Source organism: uncultured Granulicatella sp. (assembly GCF_963528195.1).
Classification (GTDB): domain Bacteria; phylum Bacillota; class Bacilli; order Lactobacillales; family Aerococcaceae; genus Granulicatella.
In genome coordinates, this window is record NZ_CAURVN010000024.1 from 1 (window position 1) to 19,715 (window position 19,715).

General features: G+C 32.1%; 17 protein-coding genes. 14 read left to right on the forward strand and 3 right to left on the reverse strand.

The window, feature by feature from the left end:
* Positions 1–1,266, forward strand: a 1,266-nt coding sequence (locus RWR88_RS06420; protein WP_314451257.1) for a DUF1542 domain-containing protein, incomplete at its 5' end; no start/stop codon positions are given.
* Between the two features lie 145 nt (positions 1,267–1,411).
* Positions 1,412–2,095 carry a hypothetical protein gene (locus RWR88_RS06425; protein ID WP_314451259.1) on the forward strand — a complete coding sequence of 228 codons (684 nt, stop codon included), beginning with the start codon at positions 1,412–1,414 and terminating at the stop codon, positions 2,093–2,095.
* Between the two features lie 37 nt (positions 2,096–2,132).
* Here RWR88_RS06425 and nrdI read toward each other — a convergent pair whose 3' ends face one another.
* Positions 2,133–2,597, reverse strand: coding sequence for a class Ib ribonucleoside-diphosphate reductase assembly flavoprotein NrdI (nrdI, locus tag RWR88_RS06430; RefSeq protein WP_314451261.1), 465 nt, complete (start codon positions 2,595–2,597; stop codon positions 2,133–2,135).
* Between the two features lie 192 nt (positions 2,598–2,789).
* On the opposite strand from nrdI, the gene RWR88_RS06435 reads away from it, so the two are divergent.
* The 7 genes from RWR88_RS06435 (at position 2,790) to RWR88_RS06465 (ending at position 11,415) form a co-directional block, all read left to right on the forward strand.
* The gene (locus tag RWR88_RS06435; RefSeq protein WP_314451263.1) at positions 2,790–4,367 is read left to right on the forward strand and encodes a peptide chain release factor 3; all 1,578 of its coding nucleotides are present in this window, start codon (positions 2,790–2,792) and stop codon (positions 4,365–4,367) included.
* A 134-nt stretch (positions 4,368–4,501) separates the two neighbouring features.
* A complete protein-coding gene (ybaK, locus tag RWR88_RS06440; RefSeq protein ID WP_314451265.1) occupies positions 4,502–4,990 on the forward strand; it encodes a Cys-tRNA(Pro) deacylase in 489 nt (162 codons plus the stop codon).
* Between the two features lie 16 nt (positions 4,991–5,006).
* Positions 5,007–5,798 (forward strand): YutD family protein, encoded by a 792-nt coding sequence (locus RWR88_RS06445; RefSeq protein WP_314451267.1) that lies wholly within the window; start codon positions 5,007–5,009, stop codon positions 5,796–5,798.
* 2 nt (positions 5,799–5,800) lie between these two features.
* Positions 5,801–6,580 (forward strand): TIGR01457 family HAD-type hydrolase, encoded by a 780-nt coding sequence (locus RWR88_RS06450; RefSeq protein WP_314451269.1) that lies wholly within the window; start codon positions 5,801–5,803, stop codon positions 6,578–6,580.
* 2 nt (positions 6,581–6,582) lie between these two features.
* Positions 6,583–7,212, forward strand: coding sequence for a TIGR01906 family membrane protein (locus RWR88_RS06455; RefSeq protein ID WP_314451271.1), 630 nt, complete (start codon positions 6,583–6,585; stop codon positions 7,210–7,212).
* 647 nt (positions 7,213–7,859) lie between these two features.
* Entirely contained in the window at positions 7,860–8,801 is a 942-nt protein-coding gene (locus tag RWR88_RS06460) for a glycosyltransferase PgfS (protein WP_314451272.1), read from the forward strand.
* Positions 8,794–11,415 carry a YfhO family protein gene (locus RWR88_RS06465; RefSeq protein WP_314451273.1) on the forward strand — a complete coding sequence of 874 codons (2,622 nt, stop codon included), beginning with the start codon at positions 8,794–8,796 and terminating at the stop codon, positions 11,413–11,415. Before RWR88_RS06460 ends, RWR88_RS06465 begins: the two co-directional genes overlap by 8 nt.
* 281 nt (positions 11,416–11,696) lie before the next feature.
* On the opposite strand, the gene RWR88_RS06470 is transcribed toward RWR88_RS06465, so the two are convergent.
* Positions 11,697–12,329 carry a thioredoxin family protein gene (locus tag RWR88_RS06470; protein ID WP_314451275.1) on the reverse strand — a complete coding sequence of 211 codons (633 nt, stop codon included), beginning with the start codon at positions 12,327–12,329 and terminating at the stop codon, positions 11,697–11,699.
* Positions 12,330–13,268: 939 nt separating this feature from the next.
* Here RWR88_RS06470 and RWR88_RS06475 point away from each other — a divergent pair.
* The 4 genes from RWR88_RS06475 (at position 13,269) to RWR88_RS06490 (ending at position 16,274) form a co-directional block, all read left to right on the forward strand.
* On the forward strand, positions 13,269–13,952 hold the full coding sequence (locus tag RWR88_RS06475) for a 5-bromo-4-chloroindolyl phosphate hydrolysis family protein (RefSeq protein WP_314451277.1): 684 nt from the start codon (positions 13,269–13,271) through the stop codon (positions 13,950–13,952).
* Between the two features lie 12 nt (positions 13,953–13,964).
* Entirely contained in the window at positions 13,965–15,158 is a 1,194-nt protein-coding gene (locus tag RWR88_RS06480; protein WP_006702995.1) for a toxic anion resistance protein, read from the forward strand.
* A 148-nt stretch (positions 15,159–15,306) separates the two neighbouring features.
* Positions 15,307–15,816, forward strand: coding sequence for a helix-turn-helix domain-containing protein (locus RWR88_RS06485; protein WP_314349043.1), 510 nt, complete (start codon positions 15,307–15,309; stop codon positions 15,814–15,816).
* 11 nt (positions 15,817–15,827) lie between these two features.
* Positions 15,828–16,274 carry a hypothetical protein gene (locus RWR88_RS06490; RefSeq protein ID WP_314349044.1) on the forward strand — a complete coding sequence of 149 codons (447 nt, stop codon included), beginning with the start codon at positions 15,828–15,830 and terminating at the stop codon, positions 16,272–16,274.
* 53 nt (positions 16,275–16,327) lie between these two features.
* Here the strand turns inward: RWR88_RS06490 and RWR88_RS06495 are convergent, their stop codons facing one another.
* Positions 16,328–17,230 carry a TDT family transporter gene (locus tag RWR88_RS06495; RefSeq protein WP_314451280.1) on the reverse strand — a complete coding sequence of 301 codons (903 nt, stop codon included), beginning with the start codon at positions 17,228–17,230 and terminating at the stop codon, positions 16,328–16,330.
* A gap of 205 nt (positions 17,231–17,435) precedes the next feature.
* Here RWR88_RS06495 and RWR88_RS06500 point away from each other — a divergent pair, with 205 nt between their 5' ends.
* Entirely contained in the window at positions 17,436–19,655 is a 2,220-nt protein-coding gene (locus RWR88_RS06500) for a penicillin-binding protein 2 (protein ID WP_314349046.1), read from the forward strand.
* Positions 19,656–19,715 lie beyond the last annotated feature (60 nt).

The window sequence follows — 19,715 nt, forward strand, 5'->3', positions numbered from 1 at the left end:
TTAAGAGCCATCACAGAAGCTAAAGCAGCATTAACTGGAGCCGCAACAAACAAAGAAGCATTACGAGAAGCATCAACAACAGATGCTGAAAGAACAAAAACAACGGATGCGAAGTACTACAACGAAAAAGATCCAGCGAAGAAACAAGCATATGACAACGCAGTATCAGCAGCCGCAGGAGTGCTTTCAAATAACAATGCGACACAAGACCAAGTAGATGCAGCCTTAAGAGCCATCACAGAAGCTAAAGCAGCATTAACTGGAGCCGCAACAAACAAAGCACAACTAATGAATAATAATGACGTATTAAATGATTTAATCCAAGAAGATCCAACAAACGGAAAAACTAAAGCAACAATCGATGAATATAAAAAAGTAAAAGAAGAATCAGAAAAACTTTTAAAAGAAATAAAAAAAGTTATCGATAATAAAAATGCTTCACAGATTGAAGTTAACAAAGCTTTAGAAATGGCGATTAAGGCAAAAGATTCTTTAGAAAATGCGAAAAAATCTTTATTAGATGCTGTAGAAGCTAGAGAAGTTGTTGAAACGTTAGCAAATGAAAAAATTGTTAGCATTAAAGCAGATAAAAAACTTTCTGTTCAAGAAAAAGAAAAATCAATTGACAGAGTTGAGAGATTAAAGAAAAAAGCATTAGAGGAAATCGATAAGTCTAAAAAACAAATAGAAATCGATAAAGCTTTACGCACATTCCTATACCAAATGGATCAAGATACATTAGTCTTTGATCTTCCAGAATTGAAGGTTGAAGAAGCTTTACAAGCATCTGTTACTGGAACAGTAATAGCTGAACGCGGTGAGGCGATTCGTCAAGCTGATATCATTGCTAAACTAAACTTACCAGAGAGTATTACGGTCGTTAGCATAGACTTACCTGATACAACTACAGTAGGCAGAAAGTTTGCTAAAGTAACTTTAAGATTAGCAGATGGAACAGAAGCAACAGTATTTGTCCCAGTTGAAGTTGTTGAAAGCTCTAAAGAGGATAAACAACAAAATAATACTCAAGAAGATTCAAAACCAACAGTAGTACCTTCTAATAATTCAGAACAACCTACTGTAATTCAAACTGAAGATGTAAAAGAAAATCCTTCAACTACATCTCAAGAGACAAAAGCTTCAAATCAAAAAGTATTACCAAATACTGGTACGGGTAACGAAATTTCAATCTTTGGTTCAGCAGCAATGACTGTGTTAGCAAGCCTAGGTCTTGTAACTACATCAAAGAAAAAAGAAGAAGAGTAATATTAGAATAAAAGTTCTATAACGATTCGACAAATCCTGTTGGTGAGAAATCACCGACAGGATTTTTTTATAAACATATTTGTATAACGCCTTTTCAAGAATTCCTGATAGAAGTATAATGAAAGGTATTAAAGGGGAGAAGGTTATGAATGAAGTAGATTTATATCAAACATTTGTAGAAGCTGAAAAATTTTACTATGACAAGTTTTGGCTAGGAGTTATTGGAATAGCTTTAACATTATTCTTTTTGCTGGTGATGCTTTTGTATGCGAATAAAAAGCAAAAGATTATTAGTCTTCTATTAGCAATTTTTTTAATCATTCCAACTGGAATATATTTAGGGAGAAATTTTGTAAACTACCATTCTACCATTCAGTGGATGAGCCAACTAACCCCAGCTGTGCGTGAGTATGTACGAAAGCCATTTTCAAAAGAACATTATTCTGTTGTTGAACAGGAAAGTTATCGTAGAAAAAATAATCCCAATCAATATCCTGACCAATTGTATCAAAAGACTCAACTTCAAGAAGGAGTCATTTATCTAGGGAAGGATAGAAATTTTATTTATGTTCAAATGGGGAATGATTCTTATAAACTATCGAAAAATCTATTAGAAATACGGGATACAGTTTCTTCAGCTAGTAGAATTGCTACACAGTATGTTCTAAAGGATAATAGATTTATACAAGAAGGATTTGTAGATGAATCAACTATTTTCTTAGAAAAAATTGTGATTCCAAAAGAATTAGAAAGTTTAGAAGTTGACGCTTCAATCGCTAACGCTTTAAAATCTAGTACTAAAAAGATGGGGACATGGACGATTTCATAAAGAGTAAAAAAACGAGACGATTTAATCGTCTCGTTTTCTATATAGTATTCAATTTTTCAAGTATCATTTGTCCAATTCTTTCGGTATCTCTTTGAGTAACACGTAAGTCGACGTCATCCAATACAGGCAAGTGGAAGCGCGCAGAAGATGGGCGAGCGGTTAAACAAAATTGCTTGTTAAAGTTTCGATTTCCACTACCGACTATGCCGAAGCATTTTTTGTAATTGTCATTGTAGGCAAGAAAGTCTCCAAGAGGATTGGTGAGAATTTCAGTATAGCCTGTATCTACACCATTTCCACCTTCTAAATAAGTTGGAAGAAATGCAATCGTAGGTTGTTCTAATTCAAAAAATTCTGTATGATCCCGAATAATGTCTTTAACATTGATTAATTGGATTTGTAAAGAGGATTGTTGAAATTTAAAATACTCGACTAATTTTGTGACAAAACTATGAGTATTGCCTGTTAAGCTAATATAAGCAATGGTTAATGATTGATTCATAATATCCCTCCTTGATGTAAGTATGATAGCACAAAAAAATGATAAAACCAATGGATTATAGGGTGGAATGATAAAGAATTTTAATTTCTTGAAAATGTGAAATTGCATAGGACCTTGCTTTTCAAAAACTGTAAAATCGGCTATAATACTAAAGAAACGTTTAAGAAAAAATATAGAAGTGGAGATATATACATGTCAAATCAATTAGCTGCAGAAGTTTCTTCACGTAAGACTTTTGCTATTATTTCTCACCCGGATGCGGGGAAAACAACGATTACTGAACAATTATTATTATATGGTGGAGCGATTCGTCAAGCAGGTACTGTTAAAGGGAAAAAGACTGGTAAATTCGCAAAATCGGACTGGATGGAAATTGAAAAACAACGTGGGATTTCTGTAACGAGTTCTGTGATGCAAGTAGAATATGATGGGAATCATATTAATATCGTAGATACACCAGGGCACGAGGATTTCTCTGAAGATACGTATCGTACATTAATGGCGGTAGATAGTGCAGTCATGGTTATTGACAGTGCTAAAGGGATTGAGCCTCAAACGAAGAAATTATTTGAAGTTTGTAGTATGCGTGGTATTCCAATTTTTACATTTATTAATAAATTAGACCGTGATGGTCGTGAACCATTAGAGTTGATTGCAGAATTAGAAGAAGTATTAGGTATTGATGCTTATCCAATGAACTGGCCAATGGGGATGGGAAAAACATTTTTAGGGCTATACGATATTTATAATAAGCGTGTAGAATTAATGCATCCTGAAGAAAATGGGGATAATGACTTCTTACCATTAAATGAAGATGGAGAAGTTGAAGGGGATTATGCGTTCAAACAATCGACTTTATATGAACAAGCCATCGAAGATGCACAATTATTATTAGAAGCAGGAAATGATTTTAGTAAAGAAGCGATTGCGAATGGAAAATTAACACCAGTATTCTTTGGATCTGCCTTAACAGGTTTTGGTGTACAAACATTTTTAGATGCCTTTGTTGATTTTGCACCAAGTCCTTCAGCTAAGAAAACAGAATCTGGAGAAAAAGTTGAACCATTAGAAGAACAATTTAGTGGATTTATTTTCAAAATTCAAGCGAATATGAATCCGGCTCACCGAGATCGTATTGCCTTTGTCAGAATTTGTTCAGGAGAATTTACACCGGGAATGGATATTACCGTAAATCGTTCTCAAAAGAAAATGAAATTATCTCATACAACGCAATTTATGGCAGATTCTCGTGAAACCGTCAAAGCAGCAGTTGCTGGAGATATTATCGGGTTATATGATACAGGAAATTTCCAAATTGGAGATACGATTTATAGTGGTAAACAAGCAATTCAATTTGAACCACTTCCACAATTTACACCGGAATTATTCAATAAAGTGGCTGCAAAAAATGTAATGAAACAAAAATCATTCCATAAGGGAATTGAGCAATTAGTGCAAGAAGGAGCCATCCAATTATATAAAACTTATCATACAGGGGAATATATTCTTGGAGCTGTTGGTCAACTACAATTTGAAGTGTTCCAATACCGTTTAATGAATGAATATAATGCGGAAGTAGTGATGACACCAATTGGTAGTAAAATTGCTCGTTGGATTGATGAAGCCGACTTAGATCCAAATATGTCTTCAAGTCGTAACTTATTATGTCGAGATAGATTTGACCAACCAGTATTCTTATTTGAAAATCAATTTGCCTTGAATTGGTTTAAAGACAAACATCCATCGATTGAATTAAAATCATTATTTTAATGAAACTTACCGTAGAGGAAGAAATAGAATGTTTCTTTCTTTACGGTTTTCTTTCGTGTTTTCATAAGTTTAGGGAAATCTAACTGATTTTCAAGCGAAAATATGATACACTAATGCAGTAGGAGTTGGAGATTATGAAAAAGAAAGCTAATATAAAAACAAATGCCATTCGTATGGTAGAACGTCAAAAAGTTCAGTATCAAATTTTTGAATATGAATGGGACGAAGAACATTTAGATGCTGTTCATGTGAGTGAACAAATGGGCATTTCAGTGGAGCAAGTATACAAAACAATTGTATTACACGGAGATAAAACAGGTTATTTAGTAGCTTGTGTTGCAGCTGATCATGAATTGAATTTGAAGGCTTTAGCAAAAGCATCTAAAAACAAAAAAGTAGAGCTAATCCCAGTATCTCAATTAGAAAGTTTGACAGGATATATTCGAGGAGGATGTTCACCTGTGGGGATGAAGAAAAGTTTTCCAACTTATATTGACTTACGTGCTAAAGAACAAGAGATGATTCGAGTTTCAGCAGGTAAGAGAGGAATACAAATGGAATTAACACCACAAGATTTACAACAGCTAACTAGAGCAGAATGGTTTGACAATCTAGAAAATTAAGAAGAAAGGAATTTTTATGAGCGAAGTAAAAGAAGAAACAACTGTGAATGAATTAAATGAAGTTTTAGAAGAAATCGTCGCACCTCAAGAACAGGAAGTAGAACGTGTCGTATTTTGGGTAGACGAAACTCATGTGAAAATTAAAGAAGTACATTATGAAATTGTTGAAGATTATCGTGAAGGTTTTGAATTAGATGCCTTTAATGCACGTTATCAAAATATTTTTGATAAATATGAGTATATTGTTGGTGATTGGGGACATGAAAAATTACGTCTAAAAGGATTTTATGAATCAAAAAATCGATTAGCTACTCCGGATAAGGATATTACTTGTTTACAAGAGTATTTATACGAATTTTGTAATTTTGGATGTCGTTATTTTGTATTAAAGAGAGATCCAAACGTAAAACCAGTTGTTCTAGAAGATGAAGGAATTCCAAAACGTCCAAAAAATAAACAACAAAAAAGAAATAATAGACGTTTGAATAATGAACGAGTGGAAGACAAGAACTTTAAAGGAAATACGCAAAAAAATAATCGTTTTACACCTAAAAAACGTAATTTTGATATGAAAGAATCACCAAAACAAGATTTTGGGTTGAAAGAAATGACGCATAAAGAAAGTTTGCATATGGATAATAAGCAATCTTCGCCACAAACATTGAAAAATAAACGTCAAGGACGTAATTTCTCAATAAAAGAAGTGGAACAAACAAAATATCAAAAAAATACACCAATGAAACAAAAAAATAATCATCCTAATAAGAGATTTGATATTCGAGAAAAACCACAAAAAAGAGGGAAATAAGCATGTATAAAGCATATTTTATTGATTTAGACGGAACAATGTATAAAGGAAAAGAACGTATTCCGACAGCAGAAGACTTTATTCGTCGATTGCAGGAAGCCAATATTCCATTTTTATTTGTAACGAATAATGCTACCAAAACTCCACAACAAGTCGCTGATAATTTGAGAGAAAATTATGGAGTAGAAGTGACTAAAAATGAAGTCTATACAAGTGGAGTGGCAGCTATGGACTTTTTAGAAAGTCAAAACTTTGGCAAAAAATTAATGATTGTCGGAGAAGAAGCATTAAAATCTCAAGCAGTAGAAAGAGGATATGAACTTGTAGGGGAAAATCCAGATGTTGTTTTACAGTCACTAAATCGTGATACAACTTATGCTGAATTAGAAGCGGCCACTTTAGCCATTCGTGCAGGGGCAAAATTTGTTGTAACAAATATCGACTCTAATCTTCCAAGTGAAAAAGGATTTATTCCAGGATCAGGTTCTATTACAGCATTTTTAAAAATGTCTACACAACAAGAGCCAATTGTGATGGGAAAACCAAGTAGTATTATTATGGAATCCGCATTGAACTATTTAAATCAACAATATCCAGAGCAACATTTTACTAAAGAAGATATTGCAATGGTTGGAGATAACTACCAAACAGATATTCAAGCTGGAATTCAGTATGGAATGGATACATTAATGGTTTTAACAGGATTCTCTACAAGAGAAGATTTAGAAGGAGTAGTACAGCCTACGCATCTAGTCAATAATTTAAGTGAGTGGAAGGTATAAGAATGTCTACAACCATAAAAAGATGGAGTTTTTCGATTGTCTTAGCATTGTTCTTATTGAGTACAGCAATTACCTTTGTCATCTTTTTTGAGCCACTATTTCGAGGTGTCATTTTATTATTTGGCTTAGAACAGTATAGTGGAATTTCTACAGCAAAATTAATGGAAAATTATCATGTGTTAATTTCTTATTTAACAAGACCTTGGATTAAGGAATTAGTGATGCCAGATTTTCCAAGTTCTCCTCAAGGATTATTTCACTTTGAAGAAGTGAAACGTTTATTTATGATTAATTTTGTCATTGCAGTGATTTCTACGATTGTTTCATTTGTTGGGATAAAAGGATTTAAAAAAGAAAGAAAATTATTCCTATTACTTACTCCATTAAAAGGAATATTATATGCTACACTATTATTTGTCGTATGTTTAGTGAGCTTTTTTGATGTTATTTTTGTAAAATTCCATGAATTATTTTTCCATAATTCAGCATGGATATTTGATCCAAAATTAGATCCAATTATCGAAGTATTGCCAGAAGAATTTTTTATGATTTGCTTTTTAATCGTATTTCTATGGCTTGTCTTTGGAATTATGGGGATACGGAGATGGATTCGAAAACAAGAACAGATGTAAATATTTAAAGCACCTAGTTCAAAGAAGCTAGGTGCTTTTTGCGTGAAACTTCACATGAAAATGCAAGTCAACACTTGTTTGAAAGCGGTTAACGTTTTATAATATAGCAAAAGAAAGAGCTATAATCATTGAATAATAGAATAAAAGGTAGGTGTGTACAAATGAAAATTTATTCAACTGGAATTTTGTCAATGTTGGCTACTGTTGTTGCGCTTCTGGCAAATACACAATTAAGGCAGAATTTTGATATGGAATATCCTATTTTATTTATAAGTGGGCAAGTATTATGTTGGAGTTGTTTTTTAGTTCTTACAATATATATTTTTAAGAACTGGGGTAATGATTCTTCCAATTCTAAATGGAATTTATTTCGTTCAGTTATTATATGTATATGTATCTATTGTATCGCCTATACTAAATTAGATTATGCTTTTCTAATCATTCTCATTGTGGGAATAACTCATACCTATTTTGTTCGGAAAAAATTGATTAAATATAGAACCTGAAAAATCCAAAATAACTAAGTAGCAATTTGTTACTTAGTTATTTTTTATGGATTTTATTTGTTAAATACACTTTTCTCATACTCAAAAAAATTAAAACATGGTATGATAACGAGGAAGAGAATAATGACCGAGGGAGAAAGTATGAAAATATCAGTAGTGATTCCTTTTTATAATGAGGAAAGAATGATTGAAAAAATGTACAGTGAATTAGTTCATGTACTAAATCAACAAACAACAGAAGAATTTGAAATTATTTTAATTGATGATGGAAGTAAAGATAAAACTTTTGAAAAAATATTAGAAATTGCCAAAAATGATGAGAGAGTTCGCTATTTGAGTTTTAGCCGTAATTTTGGGAAAGAAGCTGGGACGATTGCTGGATTACAATACGCAACGGGCGAAGCCGTTATTTTAATGGATGGGGATTTACAGCATCCACCTGCACTTGTTCCTCAAATGATCGAAGCGTATCGAGAAGGCTATGATGTCGTCAGTGGTCGTAGAACAAGAACAGGTGAAAGCCAATTTCGTACTTTTCTAGCGAATCGTTTTTATAAATTAGCCAATCGACTAATGGATACACCTTTAACGGATGGAATTTCTGAGTTTCGCTTATTTAGTCGAAAAGCAGTACGAGCGATTTTATCATTGAATGAATATAATCGTTTTTCAAAAGGGCTTTTCTCATGGATTGGGTTCAAGGAAAAAGTCATTGAATATGAAAATCATGTTCGTGAAATAGGAGAAACAAAATACTCCTTAAAATTTTCATGGAATTATGCCATTCAAGGGATTTTATCATTTAATGATAAACCATTACGTGCGTGTATTAATTTGGGATTAGGTTGTTTATTAATATCTGTGCTATATATCGTGTGGATGTTTATTAAATATATGATTGATCCAAGTTCCTTAGTGAGTGGCTATTTTACAACGATTTTTGCAGTTGTCTTACTAGGGGGAATTCAGTTAATCTCTATTGGAGTTTTAGGAGAGTATATCGGGAAAATTTATTATGAAGTGAAAAAACGTCCTCATTATTTAGTGGATAAAACGAATTTTGAGGAGGAGAAAGATGAGTAAAAAGAAAGTAGTTTACTTAACGAGTTTCTTCCTACCAATTGGCATTATGCTTGTTTCGTGGATCATTAATGGATTTTTCCCATTTGGTGCAAAATCACTAATGGCAGTAGATTTTAATGCGCAATATATTGGATTATATGCTTATTTGAAACATTTCTTCTTAAATGGAGATTGGAATAGCTTTTTCTATTCCTTTTCAAAATCCATTGGCGGAGGAATGCTTGGTATTTGGGGATTTAATTTAATTAGTCCGTTTAATGTATTGTATTTCTTCTTTTCAGAACAAAACTTTCAATGGGCGGTAATGTTAACCATTGGTCTTCGATATGGAGTAATGGGACTTACTTGGACACATTTTTTTGTGAAGCGATATAATGGTTTAGAAAAAAATCCTGAATTTCTACCCCTTTTTGGAAGTTTATATGCTTTGAATGGATTTAATGTTAGTTATCAAATGAATCCTATTTTTTATGATGGGATGATTATGTTACCACTTGTACTAATGGGTGTAGAAGAAGTTTTGGATAGAATAGGTGCCAAACGCTATGTCCTATTGTTAGCTTTAGCTTTATTACTGCATTTTTACATGGGATATATGATTTGTATTTTTGTAGTTATCTATGCATTGTTTTATTTATTCAAATCAAAAGATAGAACGTTTAAACAAGGGTTTATTCAATTGCTTCAACTAGGCTTATATTCTATTTTAGCAGTTGGTTTAGTAGCCTTTATTATTGTTCCAATTTTAATGAGCTTAGTTTCTACTAAAGGTGGACTTGAAAGTAAATTATTATTTGAATGGAAATTACAAATTGATCCTCTAGATATTTTTTCAAAATTATTTTTAGGAGCATTTGATAATTCTTCATGGCCAGCAGGTCCAAACTTACCAAATATTTATGTAGGCTCATTAGGAATGATAGGAACAGTTTATTATTTCTTAAGTTCTAACATTCAAAAAAGAGAAAAAATGGCTTCTTTAGGTGTCTTAATTGTTTTTATTCTATCTTGTGTTCATGAATTTACAAGTAAATTATGGCATATGGGACAAAATCCTGCAGGTTTCTTCTATAGATTTTCTTGGATTATGGCATTTTTCTTCGTTTATCTAGCTTATTTATCCTTAAGAGAAGTCGAGCAATTAAATTGGAAAAAATCATTAATAGTCGCTGGAGTCATGATTTTAATTTTCATTTTAGTGATGACAAGACAGTATTCCTTCTTAATTGTTCCACAAAAAATTGCGACATTGGCATTGATTTTTGTAATGTTATCTATTTTAGTGTGGCCACAAATTCATAAAAGATGGGCCTTTTTGGCAGCAGTAACGGCAATTGAATTAATGATGAATGCAACGATTGTTCAATCGAGAGTGGGTTATACGGATGCATATAAATATCAAGATGCTGTAAAACAATTACAAACAGCAGTAGCTCCAATTCGACCAAATGAAAAAGAATTTTATCGTATTCATGGAAGCTTCCATTTAAGTAAAAATGATCCATTTATGGCGGATTATCCTGGAATGTCTGTGTTTAGTTCTAATTTGGAAAATTCAACAAGAGATTTATTTGAACAATTAGGAAATAACGGGATCAATGCGACCACTTATTATTATGGAACACCATTAAGTGATGCATTATTCAGTTTAAAATATTGGATGACGCCTAAACCGGTCTATACGAAGGATTATCCAGATACAAGTAAAATGTATGTGTTTGGAAAATATGCGACTCGTTTAGATATTACAGAAAATACTCCTGTAGTTTATGAAGAGGAGAGAACAGAAGTATTTCAAATTCCACAAACTCTTCCAATAGCATTTGGAGTGAATGAAAAATTAGCTTCATTAGAATTAAGGATGAATCAACCGATTCAAAACTATAATAAAATTACAGCAGCTCAATTAGGAGAAGATGTTAAATATTTGGAGATGTTAGCAGCAAATGAAATTACAACTGATAATTTTTTAGCAGTTGAAAGAGCAGAGACGTATCAAAGAATTGATTCTTCAAAACCAGCTAGCATAACGTACCGTTTTACTCCTCAAACAGATGAAGAGTATTGGATCACTTTACCAACACGTTTCTCAAGAAATGATAAAAATAATATTAAGATGTATCTCAATGGAGAGGAATATCACTTCTTAAATAATTATCAAGCGACTCAATTAGTGAATATTGCTTCGCAGTCCAAAGGAAAGTCTATTGAATTTAAGATTGAAGTGAATACAGATGAAGAATATACTTTTACTGGTGTTAGATTAGCAAAAACTTATCGTTCAGTTGCAAATCAATTTATTCAAGAACGCCAAAATCAAGCAATCCAATTAACTCATTGGGATAACTCTCATATTCGTGGAACAGTTACGATTACAGATGATAGTACTGTTATGTTTACTTCGATTCCATACGATAAAGGTTGGATTGTAAAAGTCGATGGAAAAGTCGTGGAAACAAGAAAAATTTGGAATAGTTTACTAGGTTTTGCGATTACGAATGGGGAACATACAATTGAATTAAGCTTTATTCCAGAAGGATGGAAGATAGGAGTAGGGATTTCTATCGTATCATTTATTGTATTACTTGCTTTAATTTATAAGAAATGGATTTAATGTTTAGATAAGACTTTAATATATGTAGCAATGGACGCCAGCAGCTTCGCAAAGCGAATCTCATGGCTAAACTTTGAGCCAAGGTCTCAAAGTTTCCAGTAAAAGAAGCCACAATGATTTGTGGCTTCTTTTACGTATGCTACTAATATAAGTCTTTTCTTTACTTAAAGAAATGCATAAGAATTAATGATGCAATCATAATACAAATCCTAATGAATAATATAATCATTTTTCCTTTTTGATTCCTATTTTTAGCGATAAGCTCTTTTTTTCTTTAATATTTATTTATGACTCTTAAAAAATTCTTTGAGGTCGTTTAGGCTGATATCGCTACTGTTTGTTAAAGTTTCTTGTAATTGACCGTCTTTAAAGACTAATAATGTAGGAATAGAATCAATATGATATTGTTCTGCAAACTTCGCTAATTCATCCGTCTTATTTTCCGTATCAATATAATAAATTGTAGCATTAATACTTCTTGAAGCCTCTTTTAATTTTGGAGCAAATTCTCTACAATACGGACAAGTTTCACGTCCAACATATACAAAACGAAGCTGTCTCTTTAGATCCTTCATATCTTCTTGAATCCTTGAATTGTCTAGTTCTACAAAATGACGTGTTGCTTGCACATATTCACTTGTTCGGTAAATCCAAGCGTTATTTTTAAAAATAAATAACGGTGGAGCGATTAAAAGAGCAACTAGGCAGAACATTATAACAGCTTTTGTTACTTTAGAAAACTTTTCACTTAGAGACGATTTAACACATAAATAATAAATCCCTGTTGCTACGGAAAATTCATAGAGAATCCAAAGTAAGGAATTTCCACTAATAAAATAATCAAATAGCGAAAAACAAATAAGAAGGATTGAAAACAATTTATCATCTTTCGTCAAAGACTTAAACTTACACATTAAAACCAACTCCTTTATTATTTTATACGTTCATTATACTATAAAATTATTTTTTTGAAAGCGGTTTTAGTGTAAGGTTACAGAAAATTGTTTACTAACGATAAAAATATTAAAGAAAAAAATTTTGTACTAGCAGTAATAAAATCTGATATATTAGATTTTATTAGAGGAAAATTTGAGACTCAGGCTCAAATTTTAGCCAAGAGACCCGTAAGGGGCTACTGGCGTCCTTGCTAGCTACAAAATTTTTTCTTTAATATTTACTTATAGCTTATTTTAATTGTTTTGTTCGACAGATTCAGTTGTTCGGTAAATCCAAGAGTTATTTTTAGAAACAAATAATGGAGGAGCGATTAAAAGAATCATTAAGCAAACAGCAATTATGTTCTTTGCTAAAGTAGAAAACTTATCACTTAGAGGTGATTTAGATACTAAATAGTAAGCTCCTGTTGCTATGACAAATTCATAGAGAATCCAAAGTAAGGAATGTCCACTAATAAAATAATGAAATAGCAAAAGACAAATAAGAAGGATTGAAAACAATTTGTCATCTTTCGTCAAAGACTTAATCTTACACATTACACCTAACTCCTTTATCATTTTATACGTTTATTATACTATAAATTTATTTTTTTGAAAGCGGTTTTATAGGAAAGTTACAGAAAATTATTTACTAATGATAAAAATACTATAGAAAAAAATTTGTACTAGTAGTAATAAAATCTGATATATTAGATTTTATTAGAGGAAAATTTGAGACCAAGGCTCAAATTTTAGCCATGAGATTCGCAATGCGAAGCTGCTGGCGTCCTTTACTAGCTACAAAATTTTTTCTATAGTATTTATTTAGAGAAATTACGAAATCATACTTTTGTCCCATTGTCGTGGGATGAGAATATGCTATAATTTTCCTAAGAGAGTTGATAAAGGAGAAGTCTTATGAAGAAACATATTATTCAAGCTATTAAGCTATTTTTCTTTGTAGCAGTCAGTTCAAGAGTTTTTGTAAGAATGCATAGTTCTGCAGAAATGTTTCTATTTATTTTATTATGCTATGGAATATTTTTCTATGTTCTATTCCGTAAAGAAATGAATCCACCAAATTGGAAAACATACTTACATAAAGAAAAAGAATTAGAGGGACCATCAGAAAAGCAACAAGAGATTTATAATAAGGCAGGTCTAACAGAAAGCGATGTAGCCTTTTTTAGAGAAAAAATGAATCGAGCAAAAACTCAAATTCAACAAATCGAAGTTTATACAAAGCAAAATAATAAATTAGAAGCGATAGCAAATCGTTATCAAATCGTGACTGTTTTAAAAGATTATTTCAAAGAAATTGTCCAACATCCGGAACGATTACACGCCGTTGATAAATTTTTAAATACGTATTTACCAGGTTTAGAAGAAATGATGGGAAAATATATTGAAATCGAACAACATATTTCTAAAACACAGGAAACTTACCAAATGTTGGATCAAACAATGGACTTCATAGATGACTGTTGTCTACAGATTGAGGCTGACTATCAAAAATTTCAAGCACAAGATTTTAGTGATTTAAATTTAGAAAAGGAATATATTCAAAAGCAATCTCAAAAAGAAGAATTTGAAGATTTTTAGGGGGAAATATACATGACAGAAAAACAAACAACAGTAGAAGATTTAATTCAAAATCCATTTGGTGAACAAGTGAGTGTAACACCATTATCAGAAGTATCTCATGATTTTCCAGCAACACAAACAGAAGCAAGTCCAAAGAAATTAATCGATACATTGGATGAAAAACATCAAGAACAAGCTCGTGCTTTAGCTAAACAAATTGATGAAACAAATTTACAAGCGATTATTAGTTATGGAGCTGCAGCTCAAAAACAATTAGGGGAATTTTCTCATCAAATGCTTTCTCATGTACAAGCAAAAGATACTGGAGAAATTGGGGATATTTTAAACGACTTAATGGAGCGTTTAAATGAAACTGACCCAAATGATTTAGTAGCTGAAAATCAAGGATTCTTCCAAAAATTCTTTGGAAAAATTAAGAAGAGTATTTATGAAATGCAAGCAAAATATCAAGAAGTGGGATCACAAGTTGATAAAATTGCGATTCGTTTAGACCATGAAAAAAATGGATTATTAAATGATAATTTATCATTGGAACAATTATATCAACGTAATAAAGATTTCTTTGATGCTTTAAATATTTATATTGCAGCTGGAGAATTAAAATTAGTTGAATTACAAGAAACATTAATTCCTGAAGCTTTAGAAAAAGCACGTGTAACAGGAGACCAAATGGATGTACAAGTTGTAAATGACTTAGAACAATTCCTAGACCGCCTAGAAAAAAGAAATCATGACTTGAAATTAACAAGACAAATGACGATTCAACAAGCACCACAAATTCGTTTAATTCAAAATACAAACCAAGCATTAGCTGAAAAAATTCAATCATCGATTACAACAACCATTCCATTATGGAAAAACCAAATTGCAATTGCGATGACATTATTACGCCAAAAAGATGCTGTAACTGCACAAAGACAAGTGTCAGAAACAACAAATCAATTAATTCAAAAAAATTCAGAAATGTTGAAAATTTCTACAATTGAAACAGCTCGTGAAAATGAACGAGGCATTATTGATTTAGAAACATTACAAAAAACTCAAAAAGATTTAATTGAAACATTAGAAGAAACATTGAAGATTCAACAAGAGGGTAGAGCAAGAAGAAGAAAAGCGGAAGTTGAATTAACGAATATGGAAGAAGATTTAAGACAAAAATTATTAGTGTTAAGTCATAAAGAAAAACAAATTCATCAAGATTAATAGAGATGCATGAAAATACAATTTTCTTATTTTATTAGGATTTATGATACAGTAGTAAAGATGTAATCTGCTTGTAATAAAATAAACTTGCGATTTTTTCAAACATTCTTTACAATAGAGGTAAATATATTTTTAATGAGGTGAGAAAATGCACGTTTGGATCGTAGTAGTAGCATTATTAGCTTTAGCTGTATTTTTCTTATTCATTTCATTGTTCTTAAAAGACAATCAATATGAAGATGAATTAGATGAATTAAGCGAAGGTTTATTAGAATTAAATCGAGAAGTGTATTCTTTAAAGAAAAAAATTCAAGAGTTAGAAGGGACACCAATTTATCGTGCTCCTGTTGAACAAACTCCACAACCTGAACCAGAATTTACATTTATTCCACAACCGGTTGTTGAGCCAGAACCAACTTTCACTCCAAGATTTGAAGTGAAAGAAGAAAAACCAGTATTTGAGCCACAGCCAACATATACTGAACCAACTATTTCACAACCAGAAGAAGAGGAAGATTTACACAGCATTACTCGTAAACATATCCTAACTTTATTTAGTCATGGCGCTTCTTATGAAGAAATTGCTGAACAATTAAATGTTCCAGTTTCAACTGTTCAATTAGTGATTGATAGCTATTTTGAATCAGGATCACATTAAGGAGGGGTAATATGAGTAAAACAAAATTTCGCTCTTTAGGTGTAGGTTTTCTTTTATCAGCAATTTTCTTAGCTTTAGCAACTGTGGCATGGCCATTTGTTCCAGAATCATTGAAAAGTCAATTAGATAGTGTTCATTTACCATTAGTAACAGATACTGTTAAAACGACTGAAGAAACAACTGCAGCTACAACGCAAGCTACACAAACAACTGAAGCAACTACTAAATCAACTGCTAAAGTTGCAGATAAACCTGTAACAATTACAGTTGAAAGTGGAGAAGTTTCAAGTGATGTTGCTCGTAAATTAAAAGAAGCAGGAGTTATCACTGATTCTAAAGCATTTGTAGATTATTTATTAGAAAATAATATTGCAGAAAATATTTTGGCAGGAACATTTGAAATTCAACCAAATAGTAGTTTTGAAGAAATTGCTCGTACAATTGGAGCTTTACGTTAATTTATAAAAATAAGAGGTAGACACTCAAAATAGTGTTTACCTCTTTTCTTGTTTTAGTTTGAAGATTTTTTCGTCCAGATTAGATAACTAAATAAGACAAAAATTAAAATCGTCAAGCTAATGAGTATTTCGACAGTAACGAATATATTCAATAGAGAATTTTGTAGCATTCCTTGAGCCATTTTTAAGGAAGTTGCTGTAACAATGGTTGGGAATGTTAAAGCTGAAAATGCAGGTTGGAATCCATGTTTTAAGATATAAGGCAAGCGACTTAAAACAAATAAGAAAAATGCCTGAGATGCGATCATCATCATGATTAATCCCCATGTTGGTAACTGTTGTCCCCATACACGTACTAACGAAGCTAGTAGTAAAGAAAACGGAGCACAATAGATCCCTTCTTGTCCTAATAATGTTGTAGGAAGTGGCTTTTGCTTTAAATCTTTATAAATACGTGGGTATAAATAAAAGGTTAAGAGAAATCCAAAAAGAATCGTTGAATAAGCTATTTGGATAATACCTACAACTGGATAGGTTAGTGCAGCAACAGCAATTCCAACATATAAAACGGTCCAAGATGGTGTTGCATAAATTTTTTCTTTTGAAGTTAATAATTGAATTGTAAAATAAGTGATTAGTCCAATATCTAATAGGAATGAGAACCACCAAAGAACTTGTGCTAAGAGAGGTACACTTGGAACTGTACGTAGTACATAAGTAGCTAAAATCATTCCTGCCATAGGGAAAGTAGCCATTCCTGATAAAACAGGTGGTTTCTTTAATTCTTGCTGGGCTTCTTTCCAATCTAGTAAATGTGTAACAAGAAAATAAATCCATAAGACTAATCCCATAATGCTAAATACATGAGATAGTTCTGGTAATGTGTCTAAAATAAGATTTCCAGCGCCAGCTAACCCAAGAAGGCAACCAGAAAAGGCTAAAGGTAACTTTTTCATAACATCCTCCAATAAACTTTTTATGAAAAGTATATCACAAAATAGAATACAGGAACATTTAAATTTGTAACTTTCATAAAAAGAGGATGATTAAAAATCTATTTTATTTCGTTAAATTATTTTAAAATCTGATAGATTTATTACTAAACCAAATCTAAATTATGCTATAATGGAGCAGTGAATATTAAAAGATGGATGTGAATACATGATTAATAAAAGAAAAAATCGTCCTTTAAAGAAAAAATCACATATTCCATTTCGATTAAATTTATTATTTTTTATCGTGTTTTTTTCATTTATGGCATTAATCGGACGATTAGCGTATGTTCAATTAGTTAAAGGGGATGATTTCATCGCCTTAGTGAAACGTACAGAAACTTCTACTGCTAAAAAAGCAGTACCAAGAGGTTCAATTTATGATAGTAAAGGTAAGGTATTAGTAGGAAACAAACCAAAATTAGCCGTCAATTTTACACGTTCTTCAGATGCGACAACAGCTAGTATGTTAGAAACAGCCAAAAAATTGACAGAGTTCATTACAGTAGATACTAGTAAATTAAGAGAACGAGATTTAAAAGATTATTGGTTTGCCACTCATCCAGAGGACGCTAGTAAATTACTAACTTCGGAAGAAAAAAAGAAAATTACAAAAGAAGGCTTATCTAATAGTCAAACATATGAAATGCAATTAGCGCATATAACAGAGGATCAAATTAATTATTCGGATAGTGAAAAACAAGCGATTGCGATTTTTACGAAGATGAATAGTGCTTATGCCTTATCAACCGTTACGATTAAAAATGATTCTGTAACAGAACAAGAAGTTGCTCGTATTAGTGAACGTCTTGGAGAGTTAAAAGGGATTGATATTGATTCAGATTGGGATCGTGAATATCCAATGGGAGATATGTTGAAGACAATTTTAGGCTCAGTATCTTCTGAAACAACCGGTTTACCTTCTGATAGAGTTCGTTCTCTATTAACACAAGGTTATTCATTAAATGACCGTGTAGGAACTAGTTATTTAGAAGAACAATATGAATCAGTTTTAAGTGGAACAAAAACAGTGGTTCAAAGCCAAACAAATAATCGTGGAGAAGTAGTCAATCATGAAGAACGTTATGGTGGAAAAGCTGGTTCTAATTTAGTAATGACAATTGATACAGATTTCCAAAAGAAATTGGAAGATATTGTTACAAAAGCTGTAGAAGGTCTATCAGATGCAACAGCTGACCGAGTGTATGTTGTAGCAATGAATCCAAAATCTGGAGATATTTTAGGGATTACTGGTAAAAAGAAAAAATATAACGAAAATTATGTGGTTACTGGAATTGAAGATGATGCTCTAGGTGCGATTAATGGATCTTTCGGGATGGGGTCTGCAGTTAAAGCAGCTACAGTTCTATCAGCTTACATGGATGGAGTTATTACACGAGAAGATAATACGATTGTCGATGAGCCAATTGAATTTGAAGCTTCTGCTCCAAAAAGTTCTGTATTTAACAGGGATGGGAAAATTCCATTAACAGATTTGGATGCAATTGAACGTTCTTCTAACGTTTATATGATTAAGTTAGCCATGCGTATGGGTGGTCAATATGAATATAAAAAAGGTGGAAAATTAAATATTAATCTTAGCGTTTTTGATAAATTACGTGAGTACTATGCTCAGTTTGGTTTAGGTGTACGTACCGGAATTGATTTACCAAATGAAGGAAAAGGTTATAATGGTGGAACAGGTGCTGCCTTCTCAGCACTGGACTTTGCGTTCGGTCAGTTTGATTTATATACACCATTACAATTAGCTCAATATATGGCTACTATTGCAAATGGTGGAACACGTATTGCCCCTCGTTTAGTAAAAGAGATCCATTCAACAGGTAAAGATGGAGGGATTGGAGTTTTAGAGACAGTTGTTCCAACAAAAATTATGAATTCTTTACAAGTGGAATCTAGTTTAATCGATCATATTAAAGAAGGATTATATCGTGTAACACATGGTCAAAACGGAACTTCAGCTTATACGTTTAGAAATTATACACCTTCTGTTTCTGGTAAAACAGGGACAGTAGAAGCGTTCTATGGTGGACCATTACCACAATTTAAACAAAAAGAAGTAGAAAATTCGACATTTGCTTCTTACGCACCTTCTGATAATCCAGAAATTGTTGTATCCGTGGTAGCTCCATATTTTTCAAATGGAATTCCTGCAGACTTTGCAGCAGGGATTACAAAACAAGTGTATGATGCATACTTCCATCAAGAAAGTTCTTCATCTACACCTTCAACACCTAATGGACAAGCCCAACAAACTAATCCTCAAGCTGGGAATCGTCAAGTACAACAAAATGCTCAAACAGCAACAGTAAGACAACAACAAAATACTGCTGTTCCTGTTGCTCCGGTAAGAAGACAAGGACAATAATGGATAATGAAGTGACCCCAAAAAGTTAGACTTTTTTTGAGACGACTTAAGTCGTCTCTT

Bases quoted from the DNA above. Each gene is read 5' to 3' on its own strand.
- RWR88_RS06425 (WP_314451259.1), top strand. From the start codon at position 1,412: ATGAATGAAGTAGATTTATATCAAACATTTGTAGAAGCTGAAAAATTT.
- nrdI (WP_314451261.1), bottom strand. From the start codon at position 2,597: ATGAATCAATCATTAACCATTGCTTATATTAGCTTAACAGGCAATACT.
- RWR88_RS06435 (WP_314451263.1), top strand. From the start codon at position 2,790: ATGTCAAATCAATTAGCTGCAGAAGTTTCTTCACGTAAGACTTTTGCT.
- ybaK (WP_314451265.1), top strand. From the start codon at position 4,502: ATGAAAAAGAAAGCTAATATAAAAACAAATGCCATTCGTATGGTAGAA.
- RWR88_RS06445 (WP_314451267.1), top strand. From the start codon at position 5,007: ATGAGCGAAGTAAAAGAAGAAACAACTGTGAATGAATTAAATGAAGTT.
- RWR88_RS06450 (WP_314451269.1), top strand. From the start codon at position 5,801: ATGTATAAAGCATATTTTATTGATTTAGACGGAACAATGTATAAAGGA.
- RWR88_RS06455 (WP_314451271.1), top strand. From the start codon at position 6,583: ATGTCTACAACCATAAAAAGATGGAGTTTTTCGATTGTCTTAGCATTG.
- RWR88_RS06460 (WP_314451272.1), top strand. From the start codon at position 7,860: ATGAAAATATCAGTAGTGATTCCTTTTTATAATGAGGAAAGAATGATT.
- RWR88_RS06465 (WP_314451273.1), top strand. From the start codon at position 8,794: ATGAGTAAAAAGAAAGTAGTTTACTTAACGAGTTTCTTCCTACCAATT.
- RWR88_RS06470 (WP_314451275.1), bottom strand. From the start codon at position 12,329: ATGTGTAAGTTTAAGTCTTTGACGAAAGATGATAAATTGTTTTCAATC.
- RWR88_RS06475 (WP_314451277.1), top strand. From the start codon at position 13,269: ATGAAGAAACATATTATTCAAGCTATTAAGCTATTTTTCTTTGTAGCA.
- RWR88_RS06480 (WP_006702995.1), top strand. From the start codon at position 13,965: ATGACAGAAAAACAAACAACAGTAGAAGATTTAATTCAAAATCCATTT.
- RWR88_RS06485 (WP_314349043.1), top strand. From the start codon at position 15,307: ATGCACGTTTGGATCGTAGTAGTAGCATTATTAGCTTTAGCTGTATTT.
- RWR88_RS06490 (WP_314349044.1), top strand. From the start codon at position 15,828: ATGAGTAAAACAAAATTTCGCTCTTTAGGTGTAGGTTTTCTTTTATCA.
- RWR88_RS06495 (WP_314451280.1), bottom strand. From the start codon at position 17,230: ATGAAAAAGTTACCTTTAGCCTTTTCTGGTTGCCTTCTTGGGTTAGCT.
- RWR88_RS06500 (WP_314349046.1), top strand. From the start codon at position 17,436: ATGATTAATAAAAGAAAAAATCGTCCTTTAAAGAAAAAATCACATATT.